Here is a 17,609-nt window from a genome sequence, read left to right as displayed (position 1 = left end):
TACCAAGTCGCCCACGCACCATCACGCCCCTTAATCATGGGATACTCGACATAACAAAATCATCCCAATCTCAGATTCCACGCAGTTGAGCAAACCATAGCGTTTAGTCTGACAAAAAACATCGAACACCTGCTAGCTGCATGCGACATCTAGGGTCAATCAAATTAGAAAGGCGTGTATGGACATGACTTGGCAACTAAAACTTTACAATGGCGTGGTCATTGTTTTTGCACTGTGGTCGATTGTCCTCGCAATTCTCGATTTCTCCAGCCTGATTACCCTTACTTCCCTGCCGTGGTCCGTCATGGACGATGGTATTTTGGTCCTGTTTACCGTTGACTACTGGGTGCGCTTCTACCGTGCACCCAAGAAATGGGTCTTCTTCCGCCACAATCTCTTTGACCTGATCGCCATTCTCCCGCTAACCAGTCTGTTCAGCCTCTTTCGACTGGCACGACTGACCCGCTTGCTTCGGCTCACCTGCCTCTTTCGATTCGTTCGCTTGGTCGGATTCATCGGGCGGCTACGAAAGCCCCTTCAGAAGTTCTTAAAGACTAACGGCTTCATCTACTTGGTCTGGGCCAGCTTCGCCATTCTGATACTCGCGGCTACTCTGTACGCCTACGCGGAACACGTCTCGTGGGGTGAGGCCTTCTGGTGGGCGATTGTGACCGCTTCTACCGTGGGCTACGGCGACATTGCCCCACACACAACGGTCGGTAAATTCGCGGTGACCCTCCTCATGCTGGTCGGTATTGGTTTTATCGGCGCGCTGACCAGTACCATCACCACTTGTTTTGCCCATCATGGTGAGACTGACCGGTATCAGCAGTTAAGTAAACAACTCAAAACATCGAACGACAACGGCTCCTTACCAATCAGCAAAAGTCCGACGAGGCGCCCACAAAAACGCCCGATGACTAACCAACCACTTCAACGCTCCCACCATCAATGCTATAATGTTTTTTAAAAGGAGTGCTGTATTCATGACGAAGAGAATTAAAGGTTCATGTACCACGATTTTAGTAGGGAAAAAGGCTTCTTTAGACGGCTCCACCATCATTTCACGGAACGATGACGGCCACGAAGCCTTAGACCCAGAACGGTTCGTTGTGGTCAACCCTGACGACCAACCTCGCGATTACCAAGCGGTGATCAGCGGTGTGCAAATCAAGTTACCTGACAACCCGCTGCGTTATACCTCAATTCCTAACTCCATCTTGACCAATGGTATCTGGCCCGCAGCCGGTATCAACGGTGAAAACATTGCGATGTCCGCCACGGAAACCATTACCACCAACTCACGCGTATTGGGTATCGACCCCTACGTTGACGGTGGGATCGGTGAAGAAGACCTGGTTACACTGGTTTTGCCATACATCCACAGCGCCCGCGACGGTGTGAAGCGTTTAGGAAGCTTATTGGAAGAATTCGGGACCTACGAACCAAACGGGATCGCCTTCTCCGACAATGACGAAATCTGGTGGTTAGAAACCATTGGTGGGCATCACTGGGCCGCTAAAAGGATTCCAGATGACGCCTACGTGGTGGCACCTAACCGCATGAACATTGATGACTTTGACTTTAGCGCCGAAGACACGTTGGCTTCTGACGACTTGGAAGACTTGATCGCCAAGTACAGCCTGAACCCCGATTTCGACCAGGTTAACCTGCGTCACATCTTCGGTAGCGCCTCCATCAAGGATACAGTCTACAACAACCCCCGGGCTTGGTTCGGTCAAAAATACTTCAATCCTGAAATCGAACAAGACCCTCAGGACCAAGACCTGCCATTCATCTGCCACGCCAACCGTAAGATCTCTATCGACGATGTGAAGTTCGTCCTGAGTTCTCACTTTGAAAACACGAAGTACGATGTTTACGGTCACGGCTCAGAAGATGACAAGACGTTGTTCCGCCCAATCGGGATCAACCGGAACCACGACGTTCACATCTTACAAATCAGAAATAGCGTCCCCGACAGTATTGCTGGGATTCACTGGTTAGCCTTTGGTGCCAACACGTTCAACACGGTCGTCCCATTCTACGCTAACGTTGACGATACACCAGCTACTTACAAGGATGCCGATGGCACGTTCAACATGAACCACATGTACTGGTTGAGCTGCACCACGGCACTGCTGGGTGATACGGACTACAGTCTTTACGAAGACTTCCGCAACACCTTTGCTTTGGAAGCCATGGCTGCTTACCGGAAGATTCAACACGAAACGGATGCCGCTATCGTTGATGGTGCCGACACCAAGATCCTGAAGGAAGCCAACGAAAAGCTTTCCGACGAATCCTTCACACGTCAAACCAAGTTATTGGGTGACATGGTGACGTTTGGCTCCGAGCACATGAAGTTACGGTACAACTTAAACGACTAATCTTTACCCTTTGCAATGAATGGCGCGTCAGACTTCGGTCTGACGCGCCATTTTTGATACCTATCGTCGCCCAATTTTAACAGCGATCGTCACTACTTGACGGCCATGATAATTATTGAATAAAAACGAAAATTCCCATGAATAACGAAAAAAGTGAGACATAATCGCTCAAAAATACATTAGTAACTAGTAGAGGCCAAAAAAGCAACTACCAAAAATGCAGTAGCTGCTCAAAAAAGGGGTTAATGATTTGACGAATTATATCTTTCACACAAATGACAAGTCCTGCCTTCAGCCAACCATAGGTACAGGCAGGCTTACTTCACCGTCGTAGCAACCGCAGCATGCACGGCATCCTTCTCGGCTTCGACCAAGTCAACACGACTCTCGATGACCTTGGTGTCCATCTTGATTTCCCGGGTTAAGCCTGGGGTGTTGATCTTTGGCGTGAAGAAGGCCTTGAATTCGGCTAAGCGCACTGGCGTGTGGAAGATACCGGCGGTCACCGTGATGTACGTGGTAAATTCCATGTCACCACCGACCGTGTCTTCCAACCATTGCCAGTCGTTTCTGATCCAGTCCCAAGCGGCCTGTTGACCCTTATCGTTGCCCAGAACACCGCGGTACCAAGCCCGCAAATCTTGTGGCTTGATGGTGTCAGCGTCTTCGAACAACGTGATCAACTTGGCAATTTGCTTGGTGTCTTGCGTCGTTGGCAGTGCGGAAGCTAAGTCCGCTTTGTAGCTAGCGTCGCTGGATGACCGGTAGTCGTTTAACAATTGGTCGAACAACTGGTCACTGCCGAAGTGCTTGAGCTCGTTGGCCAAAATGAAGTTCCGAGTAGCGGCTGGCAACGTTGCTGGGTTGTCCTGATGCGCAACGAAAACGGCGTGGGCAGCGGCAATCGACTCAGTATTTTGGGCGTATAAGGTGGCATTCAAAACGTATGGCCGCGTTAATTGGTCATCGTTAGACTCACCGGCCTTAGGCGTCCAGCCTAATCGTGCAACTTGGCTAGCACTCAGCTTGTCGAATAAGGCTTGTAACTGCTTCTCTTCAGTAGAACCTGGCGTGACAAACTTCTTCAGGTTGCTGGCAACCCCATACAGGACATCGTTGACAACCGTAGAATGGCTAGCAGCGAAGCGATCCAGTAATGGCACGATGGCAGCATAAGAAATTTGCCGCCCTTCGGCTAACAGCCGCAAGTCTTGCAGTAATTGTAACTGGGTAATGGCATCCAGGGAATCCAAGTTAGCGAGGATGTCTTGGAGCAAGGTGTCGTCGTACTTCACGATGAAGTGAGAATTGTTGCCCACGTTCAGGCGGAAAGGTTCGCCGCTCGCCTTGCGTAAGTCGGCGTAGTCCCCTAACGTGGCGGATTGATCGGCGAAGATAGCCGGGGCGGCACTGTAATTACTGTTCAGGGGTACCTGCCATTGACGACCGGCATCCTTACCCGCACCCACGAAGAATTGCTGCTGGGTAATGGTTAACTTGCCAGCGACCACGGCGGCAGAAACAACGGGATACCCGGGTTGTTCCAGCCAAGAGTTCATGATGGCACCGACGTTCATACCAGAAGCATCCCCCAGTGCGGCCCAGAGATCAGCCCCGGTGGCGTTGCCATAATGGTGTGCGGCGAAGTAAGCCTTCAAACCTTGACGCAAGGCATCGTCTCCAATTAAGGCACGAACCATGACGAGCATCCGGGCCCCCTTAGCGTAAACGATGGCACCATCGAACAAAGCGTCGATTTCGGCGGGATCTTCAACTTGCACGTGAACGGATTGCACGCCATCGGTGGCATCCCGTTGCAGGGCCATTGGTGCTTCACTCGTCTGGAAGACTTCCCAAATGTGCCAGTCGGGTTCGATGGCGTTGATCGCCACGTATTCCATCATGTTGGCAAAGCTTTCGTTTAACCAGAGATCGTCCCACCACTTCATAGTAACCAGGTCACCGAACCATTGATGGGCAAGTTCGTGAGCAATAACCGTCGCGACCCGTTGCTTGGTTTCAAATGAGGTGTTGTCGGGATCTAACAGCAAGTAGGCTTCACGATACGTGACCAAGCCCCAGTTTTCCATGGCACCGGCTGAGAAGTCGGGTAAGGCCATTTGCCAAGAATGTGGGAGTGGGTATGGCGTCTGATAGAAGTCTTCGTAGAATTCGATGGAACGCTTGGCAATATCTAAGGCGAAGTCGAGTTCCTTGGCTTGGTGCGCCTTGGTCGCAAAGACACCAACCTGGACCCCACTCTTGGTGGTGGTCAACTTGCTCTGCATTTCCCCGAAGGCAAAGGCGATCAGGTACGTGGACATGCGAACCGTGGTGTCGAAGATGTGGACGCCATTCTCGGTCTTGGTCTCAGGCATGTTGCTGATGATGGTTTCGCCGTCGTGTTCGTCGAATTTAATGGCTAAGTCAAAAGTTGCCTTGGCTTCAGGTTCATCGACACAAGGGAAGGCTTGACGGGCTGCGGTCGTTTCAAACTGCGTCCCGATGATCAGCTTCTTCTCGCCGTCGACATCGTAGTAGGATGGGTAGATTCCCATCATGCTATCGGTCAGAGGTGCGGTGAAGGCAATGGTCAGTGTGGTCTCGCCGGTCTTGCCCAGATCGATATGAATGCCTTCCGTCTCGTCATCGAAGGTAAATGGCACGTCTTGGCCGTCGGCTTTGACGGTGCTGATGGTCATGAACTTCTGATGGATGGCGATGTTAATCGCCTTGGCGTCACCGGTAATGGTGGACGTCCCGGAGATGGATTTAGCGGCACGATTAATGTCTAAGTAAACGTTGTAATGCGTTGGTTGGAATAATTCGTAAAAATGTGTGGATTTTGCCATGATTTCCTCCTGAATTATTAGAATATCCTCATTATACACTTTTGGCCGGTGGGAGCCACGTGAGGTGTTACGGGGAATGAAAAATCAGCGCATTTATGAGCCACCCGAAACGTCCCCTTCTCATCTACGACTAATTTAGCCAAACCCAAAAGGCACCGCCAGTCATCCCTGAAGGACAACTCGACGGTGCCAAAATATAGTCACTTAAAACTAATTAGCTTAATGTTCCCGTTTCTTCCAACCAGCCAGACCAACTAAACTTCCCAATAAGGCCAGGCCAACAAGGGCTAAACTGTTGCCGCGTTGTTCATTTGTCTGTGGCAATGTCGTCTTGCTCTGTGCTAGCTTGACAGGGGCCTTTCGTGACTGTGACTGTTTGGTTGACGTTGCCAGTTGTTGTATCTTAGCATCCTGGCGTCCAGTCGTGATACCGGCCACTTGACCACCCTTGGCCTTAGGCGTAGTTGCGACTTTAGCCGGTGCCTTGGTCTTCTTAGCTGGCATCTTAGTTACCGTTGTTGGCTTCTTGCCAGGCGTCACGACGTCAGCACCACCGCCGACAGTTGGGCCAGTAGTTGGTGGCGTTACGTTACCGCCACCATTATCACCGCCACCACCGGTCGTCGCATCCGCCGTGTAGGTCACGACAACGGCCACATCGGCACTATCAGGTGTTACCGCTTGTGTCGTAGTCTGCGTTAAATCCTTGGCTGGGTCCGTGGTTGAAGCCACGTGCATCCCCGCCACCGTTGGATTCTTGACGGCATCAAAGCCTAACTTATCGCCAGTTTGGTAAACAACCCAATTCGTATCGGTTGGTTTGCCGGTAACATCGAGTTCTGGCGTCCCCGTGGCAGCTGGATTACTGTAAGTCACAGCGTCCTGGGTAACCTGATCCGTCACCGTGGCAAAGGTCATGGTCTTGGTAACCGGAGCGGCCACCTGCTTTTGTTGTTGATCCTGATAAGTAATCTTCTCAGTAACGGCCTTTTCAGTCGTCTTAAAGTCATGGGCTAACGTAATCGTAAAGTCGAGAGCCGTGTCGGCATCTTTCCCAAAGACAATGGCACTGGTACCATCCGCGTTCTTAGTGGTGTCGCTGACCAACTTGTAGCCCTTAGCGACAGCCGGATCGATCACGGAAGCGGAATCGAAGGTACTGGTGGTGCCAATGGCGCCCCGTAGTTCGGGATTGGTCGTGTAGTCTAAGGTTTGAACGATCTTGCCCGTCGTGGCGTCCTTAACAGTAACAGTGGCGCGCTTGGCGTTGGCGTAAACCATACGGATGGCTTGTTTAGCCCCAGCGAATGGAATATCGGCTGATTGACTGATATCGGTCCAAGTCTTGTCCGTCACACTGTCATCATCCACACTGGTTTCGGCACCGGTATAAACGTAGTCTGGGAAGTCCTTTTCGTAACTGGTCAAAGGCAACTGTACATTTGAAGTCCCGTTGTAGCTGTCGGTCACCGGCGTCCCATCCTCGTTGGTGATTGGCGTGAAGTTACCGTCAGCGTCCTTGGTCCCATAATCAACGGAAACGTTCCAAGGCAAGACATCCTTATAGAACAGAATCGTCCAGTTCTTGGAAGTATCCGTCAAAGTCGTGGTCCAATTAGGTTGAGCAGTCGCTTTACCGTTATTGGCTAAGTAGTCCGAATACAACCCCGTACCATCTAGAATCAGGTGTGAGAACGTATACCCCTTAGCAACCTGTTGGTTCAGGAAGGTCATAATCGTGGCGTTAGCTTGCACGTCCACTTCGGAACCCACATCACCAGAAATCAAGGTGGAAGGTGCCAATGTAAGTTGTTGCCCATCGGCTTGAAGCAGTTGAATGTTAACGTTTAAGTCGCTAACATTTTCGGCCATATCGTAGGGTTGAATGATGTACCCCGCAAAGTCACTGTTTGTATCCGCCCAAGTCGTAGACAGGCTCCCATAATCCGTGCTCGTCCCGGCAAGTAAGTTATACCAATTCAACGTGTTCGCGTTAATATTACCGGCATCCGCACTGGATGGGAATAAGGAAGGATACAGCGCCCCAGTAGCATTGTCAAATCCCTTAACTGGCAGATTACTTGCGCCTAAATCCTTAATGATGAAAGATGGCGTGGTGTAGCTCAGGGTGCCATCAGCTGTGGTGTTCTGGTCCTTACCCAGCTTGGTGCTAACCGTAATTGGCGCCAACAGGATGTGCTGCTCTTTTAGAGTTGTTCCCGTCTTAATATTCAAGTTTTTATCCGTAGCTAATGGTGAAATATCGGTGATCTGATTATAAGGCATGTCGACCGTGGTCAGCTGATCCTTATTGCTCAACGCAGAAATATCATTCACGGAGAACAACGTGATGCTAACCGTCTTCAGATTTTGCAAATTACTCAGCGCCCGAATATCCCATAGATTTCCGGACTGCATCCCATTGCCAAACGTATTTAAACTCACCATCGGATCGGGGTAAAGATACAGGGTTTGTAAATTAGTCGCATTCTGAAGCCCTTCTAACGATGTCATCGACATTAATGCCAAGTAGTAGCTTGTGTACTGCTGTTCAGCGCCGTTAACCGACTGTAACGGTTCCGTCGTTGAGATGTTCGTAACCGTTGCCAATTCAGCTTTCGTAAAATTATTTCTGAAATCCGCAATGGTTGCGTACTTCGAAGCAAAGTTATTCTGCCAAATGAGGTATTGCAGGCCAGCGTCGGGCATCCATTCATCAATGTAGAGTGGATATGTCCCATCGGTGAAATGAACTGGCGAATTCATATCTATTCCTTTGGCATCCTGAGCAATACTATTCGCATAAGCCTCACCTGACCAAACCTTTGATCCCTGAACCTGGTAATACTTGTCGTAAGCCTTTGGCACACTCAAGTCAGTGCTGACGCCATTAGCATCCGAGTGATCATAAGTATACTGAAGTCGCTGCGTCTTGCTGACGTTAAAGACTGGTTGACCCGTGACCTTATCCGTCAAGTCATCCGGATTTTGCACGGTGATCCCCGTCTGCACGTTAGTCGGTGCTGGCGCCACTGCATCTGCTGCTGCGATACTCAAGCTTTCTGCTTCTGCTGCCGGTTTCCCAGTACCAGTGGTCGTCCCACCAGCTGCGTTAGCCCCCTCATTAGTCGATTCCTGAGCAGGCGCTTTGGCTGCTGGTTGTGCCGCTGGCTGCTGGTTTTCGGTTACTTGTTCTGATGATTGCTGATTTCCCGCGCTCCCGGAAGATGCTGCTGCCGGTGTCTTTGGATCAGCCGAAGATGCTGGCGCTTGTGGCTGCTGTTGCTCACTAGCACTAACTGCCGCTACCTTACTTGCTGGTGTCACGGGCGTCGATGCCTTCAGGGATACTTTTGATGCCCCACTGACTGGTTGATTGCCATCAACCGATTCCGTCGCCGGGGCACTATCATCCGCCTGAACCGTCTGTGTGGTCTGTGGTCCCGCAATGATACCGACTGCCATACTCGTTACCGTGATACCGGCTACCAACCAGCCCTTGTGTGACTTGTACATCTTATAATGTGTTTTCCGTTCAAAGTTCTTCATGATTGGTCCCCCTCATTAACTATGACCAAACTAAGATAATTTGATACCAAACTTATATCGTGTATCATTCTATAAGTCCCTTTTCAATACCCATTATAACCAGGTTGTGAGGAATAATCAACGACGTAAAATTTTGCGGCACATAAATGTTCTTTGTGACAAGCAAGAATGCTGCAACGACGGGACATTCCATAATAATCATTTTAAATAAAAGTCATCAAATTGCATGACAAATCGATCGGATTTCGTATTAAATTGTGCACTATTTAAACGCTTTATCGGTATTTGCAATGCTAATTAAAAGAACTAAGAGCACCCTAACTTGAAGTGGTCATGCTTCCGTCATCCCCTTCAGTCCAGTAGTCACGACTTCGTTTCCTAACTGCACAAAAAGAGAGTGGGATAAAAGGCGGTTAGCTGGCGAGCCGGAAGCCCGCCCTTTGACTGGAGGCGTTCCCCACAGCAAGCGGAATCCCTGGCAGCCGGAGTGCGACTGTTTTCAATAATTTAGCTGTGTTAATTCCCACAGTGGCAAAAGTAATGTGCACGTTTCAGCAATATAGCTTTGGAGAGCGAAAAAAGAGTCTGGGGGATTTCCCCAGGCTCTAAGATAATCATTCGACTAGACCGGGTTCACACCCGTTTCAGGACTCGTCAGCTTTTCTGTTGACGCTTCACTAGATTCTGGACATACACAATGACTTTGCGTTTGTTCTCACTGCTTAGCTGCCCATATAAACTCGCAATCTCACCATTGGGTAATCCTAGTAAGTTACCCACATCTACATCTAAAGCCACTGCAAACGTCTCTGCCTTATTCAAGGGAAAGGTCCGCGAGCCACTTTCATACCGAGACAGTGTTGACTTGGCAATTCCCGTTCTTCGCGCAAGTTCAGAAAGCGAGATCGCCTTGCGCGTTCTGATTTTTACAATCGAGTCAATGACTTCTTCACTGGTTCTAACGATCTTCACCCCCTGACTATGTTGTATGAAGTATACCAAAAAAGTTCCCATACATAAACATTTGATGCGAAACCGGAACGTTTCGTTGACAATTGGGAACGATAACGGTATCGTTCATTGGTGAAAAGGAGGTTGGATACATTGCATTTTGACTTAAGAAGAATCAAAGCAGAACGCGTCGCAGCTGGCATCACTCAAGCCGAAATGGCCCAGCGTTTAGGAATGAGTCGAAGCTCGTACTGGAAGCGCGAAGCTGGTACTGTTCCCATTGATGTCAAAGAATTTGCATCCATCCTTACTGCCATTGGGATTAACCGAGATCAGATCTCGATTTTTTTCAGAGCTTAACCCACCCAACTGGCAACTTTTACATATTTCGGAGGTGGAGACATGGACAATAATGTGCAAACAATGTCCAAAGATTCTTTATTGGATACGCTTTCTGTTCTGGATAAAGCAGAAAGAATTTACGAGGGGGCGTTAACACAGAAACAAGCGATTAGTGATAACTGGCAACAGAAGTTGTATGACGTAGCCGATAATCAATACAGGAAACGCGTTTGGCAAGTAACTGGGGTCCTCACCCTTCCTTTCGCCTACTTATACCTTACCAGTGATGGTGGGCAAGGCCTTTCTTCAAAGATTGGTTCGATATTGCTTTTTTGGGGAATCTTATGGTTGGTTTATAAGCCGCTCGATAAACTTTTCAATATCAAACCGGAGTACCTAAAAAACTATTCAAAGAAACATATGTCCTCAAATCAAGATATTCTGATTCAAAAAAATAAAGCCAGCGATAAGGTGCAATACAACCTGAAAGGTCTAAAAAAGCTCGCCGACGCGGTCAACTACCCTGAGCGATACCTTTATAATTACGACCCAGCTAGAATTTACGACATTATCTCTGTTGGTCGTGCTGATACATTCAAGGAGTCTCTAAACGTGCTGGAAACCGATAAGTATCATGCTAAGATGCAGCAAACTTCTGAACTTACTTATCAATCCGCACGACAGGCCGAGATGGAAGCCCGAGCCGCCAAAGAATGGGCGGCCACCGCTGCCTTTTACGCCGCGACGAACAATCGCAAATAGCTTCTTGTCATCACATGCTTAGCAAGTTTACACCTATAATTAATTATAAAATAGACGGTCTGGGCAAACTCTCCGCTTATTTTTCATCCTCTGGAGGCTTTTACTATGAAGAAATTAGTCATGACGGCACTTGCTGCCGCCCTATTCATCAGCGGTGGTGTCACCGTTGCACAAGCGAAAACGTATACCCAACATGGCCATGCGCTCAGCAACTACAATGTCGCCAAGTACAAGACGGTTAATAATAAAAATATGTTCGTGAACCGTTCCAGTTTCCAACAGAGCTACAGCAACATTTTCCAAACTAGCCCTACCAGCATCACCAGCACCAAAGGCAAGTCCGCAACATTTAAATCCGCCGTCTTTCTTCCCGTCACCTACAACCGTTCGGCCGATTGGGGCAATCCGCAAAGCGCCGTACTTTCCAAGGATGGTAAGACGCTTTACGAATTGATCACGGACAGCAGTCAGAGCACCCGCGGTTGGATCGTTCGCTACAATCTCGGCGCCCTTAAAAAGTTTGGTATTAATACGACGCACATGGATGCCCTCCGCCGTGCAAGCTACGATCACTCGGTTGGCAAGCTCACCAAGACTGATAAGGCCATCCTCACAAATATCAAGATTGGGCCAAAATTCAATACGGGCCACGGCCAATCACTGGCCATGAATCCCAAGAATGGCCAGCTCTGGTTCGTGGGCAAGCCCGTCAGTGTAAAGACCAACGTTCAGCAAGTTTCGACCAGCACCTTGAAACCCGTTAAGCAGATTAACTTCACTTTAAAATCTTCTGTGACGATGGGCTCCAACCTGACCTTCGATAAAAAGGGAAACGCCTACTTCTTTACCTACGCCAATGGCGGCTGGGCACCTAAACGCTCCGTTAAGATCTACCAGGGTAAGATCGGCAGCAAGTCCGTGAAGTTCCACTTGGTCATGCAAGGCTTGCGGCACGCACCGGGCACTAAGACGCAATCTATCGCTTACAATGCCAAGCGTAACCGCCTGTACTTTGTCTCAGACAGCAGTATCTCCTCGATTCCACTGAGCAAATTAGGTCACTTAAAAGCGAGTCAGGTTGAAACCACTAACTTCAATGGTCATCGTGAATTTGAAGCCCTCCAGTTCACCAGCAATGGCGCCGGCTACTTGTTGACCAACAAGGCTGCTGAGCTGATGAAGACCACCACCAATAATTACTAAGGAAGTTGCTTATGTCTAAGAAAATCAAATGGTTCCTATTAATCGTGGCATTGGCCGCTGTGACCGTCCTGGCCATTCAACCAACGACCACCGCACAAGCCAAGTGGCACCATATCACCTACCAAGGTAAGACGTACCAGTCAAAATACACCATTAAACAAATGCGTCACAAGTACCACCTCAAGTACAAGAAGACTTACCACGGGTCGGGCGTCATGCGCTACTCGACAACCTATAATGACTTTTCCATCGTCCACGGCGCGCACACGGGTCACTGGGAAGGTGGGCGCTGGCAAAGTGGCAAGAAGCTCAAAGGCAACTATGCCATGTTTGTGAGCCAACCTACTGGCGATGGCAGTATCGTGGACTATCAGAGTATTGTGAGTCTAAAGACCGGTCACTTGTATAAAGCTCACAATAACTAGGATTTAAGCGTCTTCACAATTTAAAAACGGGAGGATATTATGAATAAGATTGTTAAAGGATTAGTCGTCACGGGACTCACCGTGACTGGTTTCATGGGCATGGCGTCTTTCGCCACCCCTCAAGCCAGCGCCTCAAGCGTCCACTACGTCAAATGGAACAAGCCCATGAAACATCACTCAGTGGCCGTTAACGGCCGCAAAGCGTCCTGGAAGGGTTACACCTTGAAGAAGGTCTCCAACAAGCACTACCGCTTCAAGACCGCTGCCAAGTTGAACAGCACGAGGTACCAGGTTCACACCTTAACGACGCTCCGTCACGCCAAGATTGACCACAGCATCTACTACGGCGTCCGGATCGGTAAGAAAGGCCAGATGGTTTGGGTCAACCGAAAGTACCTGACTGGCTTCGTTGAGAATCTGAACAGCAAAGCCACGACATCAACTAAAAGCTCTTCAAAAAAGGCCACGAACACAAAGAAGGTCTCTAAGAAGACGACTAATAAGACAACCAAAAAAACTTCTAATATCAGCAAAACAGCCGGCAAGATGTATGTGAATACAACTAAACATATCACTTGGACCCAATGGTTGAATCTACCGGCCTTTGGCGCTGAAGGTAACGGGATTCCCTTGTATAACGTCGACAACGTGCCTTACGATGAAGATGGCTTCCCTTACGTTTCAAACAAGATGGGAAGTGCATCGCCAATTGAGGTCACGCAACTGAAAAGTGACTTTACTGCGGCAGCATACGCCGCGATTCCTGACAAATCCAATACTTATTATATGAGTGATAAGAATGCCTTATACCATCCAACTAACCCAGAAGTCGGTCAAGCTATTCGCGACAAGATACCAAACGATACCTCTATCGCCAACTCAAAACAAACACAGGCGCAAGCTGGTAATCGCGTTGCCGAGATTTCATCCAACTTTACCCTTGCGAACATGACGGTTGGTGAAACCAAGACAGCGCAAATGTGGAGCTCGGTCTATGGTAACTTAAAGCTCAGTGACGCCGCACGTAACACATTCACCATGCAAGTCGCTGATCCCACGGTTGCTTCTGCGCCAAGCAAAACGACCACGGGTAAATTTACAATCACTGCCAAACATTCCGGAAGTACCACGATCAAAGTAACCAGTGTCAATAATCCGAACCTCTACGAAACATTCACGATTAATGTGAAATAACCATTCGGGATTGGTCTGAAACGAAGAAGGTTGCGGACTTATCCTCCAACTTCTATATCGCTAACCTGCACGTTGGCGATACCAAGAAGGTTCAGATGTGGTCTGGGACGGTCGGTGGTCTCAAGCTCTCCGACCTTCAAATGAACTCTTACACCATGACCAGTGCTAACCCAGCTGTCGTGACGGCTCCCAGCAAGACAACCAACGGGACCTTCACGATTATCGCAACTGGTGTTGGCAAGTCCAGTATTACCGTCCGCAGCGTCAACAATCCTAAGTTGAGTGAACGGATCGACGTGACCGTTAGCTAATTCAACAATAACGTATGACCTAAAATCTTCTAACTACACCCCTGTAGCTAGAAGATTTTTCGCTTTTTCCCAATCTTTTCGCCGAAAGCACTGGCTAATTCTCGACTAATTTAGCATCAAAAGCTTGAATCCGGTCAACGCAAAACCACTGTCAACCCAACGATTGACAGTGGCGAATTGTGGCTATTTTTTGTAAAAGTAAGTACGTTGCGGTGTACCATCACCGAAATGATCGAGGAAGACTAAGGCTGGTTTTCCCTTATGATTAACTTTCCTAATCGTTTCATCAAAAATACTATTCATCCGGTACCAGCTGATTCGCCAAGTTCCGGCATGCTTTTCTTTCTTTACGCTGAGGTCACTGTGATTATAGTAATGCGACTTCTTTTTCCCCGACCAATTGACCAACGTATCCTTTCTACCGTGATAATAAGATTGGTAGTGGTACACATACTTTGTAATCTTTAGCGTGTGCGTGATTGCCGGGTCCTCATCGTCCACGTTCACCCACGTGCCCTTGAATGACTTCGGCATTGTCGTATAGTGGATCTTCGCCTCGGCAGTAGCGGTTGGCATGGCCGCCCCACCCATCAGCAGGCCAGCTAGCACCGCCATCATGGAAATCAATAATTTTGTTTTCATTCGAATATTCTCCTCCTACTGTTGCGCTATTTATGCATCGGGTCGTGGAACTGAACGTCATCGTCAGAGATCGTCTTCAGCACCTGATAGTGATCGATTCTGTGCCAGGTCTTCTGACTCCGGTTAAGACCCTTGTTAGGATCAATATGATTCCACAACCGTTTCGTCCAGACCGTCATGTGCTTACCGGACTGTTGGACCTTGTAGCGCTGATCAGGATACCCGGATGCTTTCACGGTCGATTTGATCTGATAAGTATGCTTCCCCGTCTTCGTATAGGTAGTCGCCGGATCAACCATGTAACGCCGCGAATTGATCAAGAGTTCAACGAATGAATTCTCAAACTTACCATTCTTATAGTAAGACCGCATGACGTCGGCAAAGAAGTACCCACTGCCCTTACGATTGCCAGTTTCAATAAAGTTACGCGTATAGAACTGCTTACTGGATCCAAACCGTGATATTTTCTGACTCCCCCAGAGCCGGTGTTGCTTCAAAGCTTTGGGTAACCCCTTGTGCCAGGTGCTGGCGCTGGCCGACGTACTGACGGCCATGCCGCCTAATCCTCCAACGGCGAGTGCTAAAATCAGTGCCACTAAAAGCTTCTTCAATCGTTTCATCGCTATTCTCCTCATTTTCTGAATACCGCTAGTACTTGTAGAAAACGTTGCTGTACCCAAAGACCTTGATGTTCTTACCAACCTTGTCCACCGACATCGTTAACTTCTTGCCACCCTTGAACATGCCTGAGGCGTGCGCATCGTAGCGAATGACGTAGTGATTATGACCGGTCTTCTTGTAATGAACGTTGTAGCCTTTCTGAATAGGCATTCCTGAACCCCAAAACCAGGTCGACTTGGCACGAATCTTGGCCATCATCATGAGGTCCGCCCCGTAATGCTTGGTTTTAAACTTGCCACGAACGTTCTTAGGCGTCCCTTTGTGCCATTTAACCTTCGTTGTCTTGTGCTGGTACACCGGCGTTGTAGCTGCCTGAGCCGTTGTACCACCGACGCTGAATAATAGGAGTGCTGCACCCATAATAAGTCCTGTCTTTTTAATCATGACTGCCTCCGTCTTAAATTTCCGGCTGTTCAGCCGAGATTACACGATTCAATCGATGGTGACTGTACTTGCCTACTTCTTATCGTAATAAATGTTCAGGGGGGATCCGTCATCGTATGTATTCAGACTAACCAACGCCTGCTTGCCATTGTGCTTCACACGCTTGTACGTCGTATTAAAGTCATTATTCATGCCATACTGACTAATCCGCCAACGCCCATGTTTCCCCTTCTTAACGCCGAGGTTACTGTGATTATAAAAATGCGATTTTTTCTTTCCCGACCAGTTCGCCGTCGAAATAGTTCTGCCATTCACGACATACGTCATTTTATAAGTGTACTTGGAGATTTTGAGGGTCTCCCGATACGTATATATGGTGCCTGAAATATCATCATGGCTCAAATTAACCCACGTGCCAATGAATGATTTGGGCATTTGCGTGTCATGTATCTTGGCTTCCGCGGTTGTATTGGGCTGTGCAATGCCGCCCAAAGCTAAACCACCCGCTAAGGCCAAAGTCGATACCAGTAATTTTGATTTCATATGATCCCATGCTCCCTTGAATTTCGGACAACACCAATGGTGAGCCACCGCCTCCTAGGGTTGCGCTGACTCACCATGGTACTGATTTATTTTCGTGTGTTCATCGCTGTAAAGATATTAGCGGCTGCAGAGACCTTCGCCGCGGATTTGGCAGACTCTGACACGGCCAGGTTCTGCTGCTGAATAGCGATTTGATCGTTTTGAAAATCCTGATTTTCAGCCACGTTGAAGGCTTCTTGCAGCGTGGTTGCCCGGTTCTCTCTGACCAAATGAATCAATCGGTCGATGATCCAGTAGCTATAGAATTTCTGCGGGAAGTCCTGTAGCCCTTCAATGTATGCCGGTTGGGCCTTCTCATTAGCTATCTTCTGATTAATCTGATCCATCTTGACTTTGAGTTTTCCCAGGGCCGAGGAACGCGTGACCCTCAAGGCAATGTAACCGCCAACCAGGACGACAAGGAGGATAACTAATAAACTCACTTCCCCCGCCATAAGGGCAATGAACAACACCACAACCAAGAGAATATTCCGACGCTTCTTATACTTCTTTTGTTCGGCATCCGACTGGGACTGCACGACAGACAGGTCGTGGCGTAAGTCCTGCACGCTTGCCGTTAGTTGTTGTTTAGCCGTGAGGTACGCAATAATTTCTTCTTTTTTCATAAATGATACTCTCCGTTCTTTGCCTGACTGACGCCGTCTTAATTACTGGCTTGCGTGTATTTGTAGCCACTCGTCAAATTAGCGAGACCATCCGCTGAATTAATCACAAAAGTTTTCTTATCGTCTGACAATGTGGCATTCATGTTATAGCCACCAATCTTCATATTTAACTGATCTTTGTCGATCTTATAGGTTCCCGTATGAATTTTTTCGCCATCGGCATACTCAATTACTTTGTCACCATCAAATTTCAACGTGTCAGTTGATTCAGACAGTAGGAAGGTTGTGGTATGTGAATACTTGCCGCTCAAGTGCTTGGGCATCATCATTACCCCGGCAATGATAATCACAGCGATCAGGACGACCCCGCCACCAATCAACCATCCGCGTTTGATTTTGCCATTTCCATCTTTCATTGCTTGCATGTGTACTTTCTCCTAATCATTTTGATTCCTAACGCCAGCAATTCGCCGAGTTAGTCGTTGAATCCAGCTATGTATCTCACATCTTGCATTCAGCACTGGCTATGGCAATCCTGTCATAGCCCTCACTGAAGATTCTTGACACTACTACTTACCCTAGCCCCACCCTTTTCTGACTTAGCCTGCCCGGTTCTTCGTTCCACAACTGTCTATCAGTAACGTTACTTGGATTCTGTCAGTCATCACTAACCATCCCGCGTCCAATAGGCGCTGGATTGCTTGACGATTCGATT

The 17,609-nt window shown here is 48.5% G+C and carries 17 protein-coding genes; 8 read left to right on the top strand and 9 right to left on the bottom strand.

Annotation, left to right across the window (positions count from 1 at the left end):
* Positions 1–184: 184 nt before the first annotated feature.
* On the top strand, positions 185–970 hold the full coding sequence (locus ACKTSF_RS03485; RefSeq protein ID WP_407886692.1) for a potassium channel family protein: 786 nt from the start codon (positions 185–187) through the stop codon (positions 968–970).
* Positions 971–986: 16 nt separating this feature from the next.
* A complete protein-coding gene (locus tag ACKTSF_RS03480) occupies positions 987–2,390 on the top strand; it encodes a C69 family dipeptidase (RefSeq protein WP_407886690.1) in 1,404 nt (467 codons plus the stop codon).
* A 317-nt stretch (positions 2,391–2,707) separates the two neighbouring features.
* On the opposite strand, the gene ACKTSF_RS03475 is transcribed toward ACKTSF_RS03480, so the two are convergent.
* From ACKTSF_RS03475 to ACKTSF_RS03465, 3 genes are all read right to left on the bottom strand, one after another.
* Entirely contained in the window at positions 2,708–5,242 is a 2,535-nt protein-coding gene (locus ACKTSF_RS03475; RefSeq protein WP_407886688.1) for a M1 family metallopeptidase, read from the bottom strand.
* Between the two features lie 219 nt (positions 5,243–5,461).
* A complete protein-coding gene (locus ACKTSF_RS03470; protein ID WP_407886686.1) occupies positions 5,462–8,791 on the bottom strand; it encodes a mucin-binding protein in 3,330 nt (1,109 codons plus the stop codon).
* 654 nt (positions 8,792–9,445) lie between these two features.
* Positions 9,446–9,763, bottom strand: a complete 318-nt coding sequence (locus ACKTSF_RS03465) for a helix-turn-helix domain-containing protein (protein WP_407886684.1) — start codon at positions 9,761–9,763, stop codon at positions 9,446–9,448.
* 132 nt (positions 9,764–9,895) lie between these two features.
* On the opposite strand from ACKTSF_RS03465, the gene ACKTSF_RS03460 reads away from it, so the two are divergent.
* From ACKTSF_RS03460 to ACKTSF_RS03435, 6 genes are all read left to right on the top strand, one after another.
* The gene (locus ACKTSF_RS03460; protein WP_407886682.1) at positions 9,896–10,102 is read left to right on the top strand and encodes a helix-turn-helix domain-containing protein; all 207 of its coding nucleotides are present in this window, start codon (positions 9,896–9,898) and stop codon (positions 10,100–10,102) included.
* Between the two features lie 42 nt (positions 10,103–10,144).
* A complete protein-coding gene (locus tag ACKTSF_RS03455; RefSeq protein ID WP_407886680.1) occupies positions 10,145–10,846 on the top strand; it encodes a hypothetical protein in 702 nt (233 codons plus the stop codon).
* A 105-nt stretch (positions 10,847–10,951) separates the two neighbouring features.
* Positions 10,952–12,049: a hypothetical protein gene (locus ACKTSF_RS03450; RefSeq protein WP_407886678.1), complete on the top strand. Its 1,098-nt coding sequence runs from the start codon at positions 10,952–10,954 to the stop codon at positions 12,047–12,049.
* Between the two features lie 11 nt (positions 12,050–12,060).
* Positions 12,061–12,474 (top strand): hypothetical protein, encoded by a 414-nt coding sequence (locus tag ACKTSF_RS03445; RefSeq protein WP_407886676.1) that lies wholly within the window; start codon positions 12,061–12,063, stop codon positions 12,472–12,474.
* 39 nt (positions 12,475–12,513) lie between these two features.
* Positions 12,514–13,668 (top strand): hypothetical protein, encoded by a 1,155-nt coding sequence (locus tag ACKTSF_RS03440; protein WP_407886674.1) that lies wholly within the window; start codon positions 12,514–12,516, stop codon positions 13,666–13,668.
* A gap of 95 nt (positions 13,669–13,763) precedes the next feature.
* Positions 13,764–13,979, top strand: a complete 216-nt coding sequence (locus ACKTSF_RS03435) for a hypothetical protein (RefSeq protein WP_407886672.1) — start codon at positions 13,764–13,766, stop codon at positions 13,977–13,979.
* A gap of 183 nt (positions 13,980–14,162) precedes the next feature.
* On the opposite strand, the gene ACKTSF_RS03430 is transcribed toward ACKTSF_RS03435, so the two are convergent.
* The 6 genes from ACKTSF_RS03430 to ACKTSF_RS03405 form a co-directional block, all read right to left on the bottom strand.
* Positions 14,163–14,621 carry a hypothetical protein gene (locus ACKTSF_RS03430; RefSeq protein WP_407886670.1) on the bottom strand — a complete coding sequence of 153 codons (459 nt, stop codon included), beginning with the start codon at positions 14,619–14,621 and terminating at the stop codon, positions 14,163–14,165.
* Between the two features lie 26 nt (positions 14,622–14,647).
* The gene (locus ACKTSF_RS03425; RefSeq protein ID WP_407886668.1) at positions 14,648–15,241 is read right to left on the bottom strand and encodes a hypothetical protein; all 594 of its coding nucleotides are present in this window, start codon (positions 15,239–15,241) and stop codon (positions 14,648–14,650) included.
* A gap of 28 nt (positions 15,242–15,269) precedes the next feature.
* Positions 15,270–15,686 carry a hypothetical protein gene (locus ACKTSF_RS03420; RefSeq protein ID WP_407886667.1) on the bottom strand — a complete coding sequence of 139 codons (417 nt, stop codon included), beginning with the start codon at positions 15,684–15,686 and terminating at the stop codon, positions 15,270–15,272.
* A gap of 72 nt (positions 15,687–15,758) precedes the next feature.
* On the bottom strand, positions 15,759–16,229 hold the full coding sequence (locus ACKTSF_RS03415) for a hypothetical protein (protein ID WP_407886665.1): 471 nt from the start codon (positions 16,227–16,229) through the stop codon (positions 15,759–15,761).
* An 86-nt stretch (positions 16,230–16,315) separates the two neighbouring features.
* Positions 16,316–16,894 (bottom strand): hypothetical protein, encoded by a 579-nt coding sequence (locus ACKTSF_RS03410; protein WP_407886663.1) that lies wholly within the window; start codon positions 16,892–16,894, stop codon positions 16,316–16,318.
* Between the two features lie 38 nt (positions 16,895–16,932).
* A complete protein-coding gene (locus ACKTSF_RS03405) occupies positions 16,933–17,319 on the bottom strand; it encodes a hypothetical protein (protein WP_407886661.1) in 387 nt (128 codons plus the stop codon).
* Positions 17,320–17,609 lie beyond the last annotated feature (290 nt).

The sequence above is a fragment of the Levilactobacillus muriae genome, assembly GCF_045862015.1.
GTDB classification, from domain to species: Bacteria; Bacillota; Bacilli; order Lactobacillales; family Lactobacillaceae; genus Levilactobacillus; species Levilactobacillus muriae.
This window is presented reverse-complemented; position numbering and strand designations above follow the sequence as displayed.

Coding starts and splice junctions, on each gene's coding strand:
- ACKTSF_RS03405 (WP_407886661.1), bottom strand. CDS start 17,319: ATGCAAGCAATGAAAGATGGAAATGGCAAAATCAAACGCGGATGGTTG.
- ACKTSF_RS03425 (WP_407886668.1), bottom strand. CDS start 15,241: ATGAAACGATTGAAGAAGCTTTTAGTGGCACTGATTTTAGCACTCGCC.
- ACKTSF_RS03430 (WP_407886670.1), bottom strand. CDS start 14,621: ATGAAAACAAAATTATTGATTTCCATGATGGCGGTGCTAGCTGGCCTG.
- ACKTSF_RS03420 (WP_407886667.1), bottom strand. CDS start 15,686: ATGATTAAAAAGACAGGACTTATTATGGGTGCAGCACTCCTATTATTC.
- ACKTSF_RS03470 (WP_407886686.1), bottom strand. CDS start 8,791: ATGAAGAACTTTGAACGGAAAACACATTATAAGATGTACAAGTCACAC.
- ACKTSF_RS03480 (WP_407886690.1), top strand. CDS start 987: ATGACGAAGAGAATTAAAGGTTCATGTACCACGATTTTAGTAGGGAAA.
- ACKTSF_RS03485 (WP_407886692.1), top strand. CDS start 185: ATGACTTGGCAACTAAAACTTTACAATGGCGTGGTCATTGTTTTTGCA.
- ACKTSF_RS03450 (WP_407886678.1), top strand. CDS start 10,952: ATGAAGAAATTAGTCATGACGGCACTTGCTGCCGCCCTATTCATCAGC.
- ACKTSF_RS03455 (WP_407886680.1), top strand. CDS start 10,145: ATGGACAATAATGTGCAAACAATGTCCAAAGATTCTTTATTGGATACG.
- ACKTSF_RS03440 (WP_407886674.1), top strand. CDS start 12,514: ATGAATAAGATTGTTAAAGGATTAGTCGTCACGGGACTCACCGTGACT.
- ACKTSF_RS03415 (WP_407886665.1), bottom strand. CDS start 16,229: ATGAAATCAAAATTACTGGTATCGACTTTGGCCTTAGCGGGTGGTTTA.
- ACKTSF_RS03475 (WP_407886688.1), bottom strand. CDS start 5,242: ATGGCAAAATCCACACATTTTTACGAATTATTCCAACCAACGCATTAC.
- ACKTSF_RS03410 (WP_407886663.1), bottom strand. CDS start 16,894: ATGAAAAAAGAAGAAATTATTGCGTACCTCACGGCTAAACAACAACTA.
- ACKTSF_RS03445 (WP_407886676.1), top strand. CDS start 12,061: ATGTCTAAGAAAATCAAATGGTTCCTATTAATCGTGGCATTGGCCGCT.
- ACKTSF_RS03435 (WP_407886672.1), top strand. CDS start 13,764: ATGTGGTCTGGGACGGTCGGTGGTCTCAAGCTCTCCGACCTTCAAATG.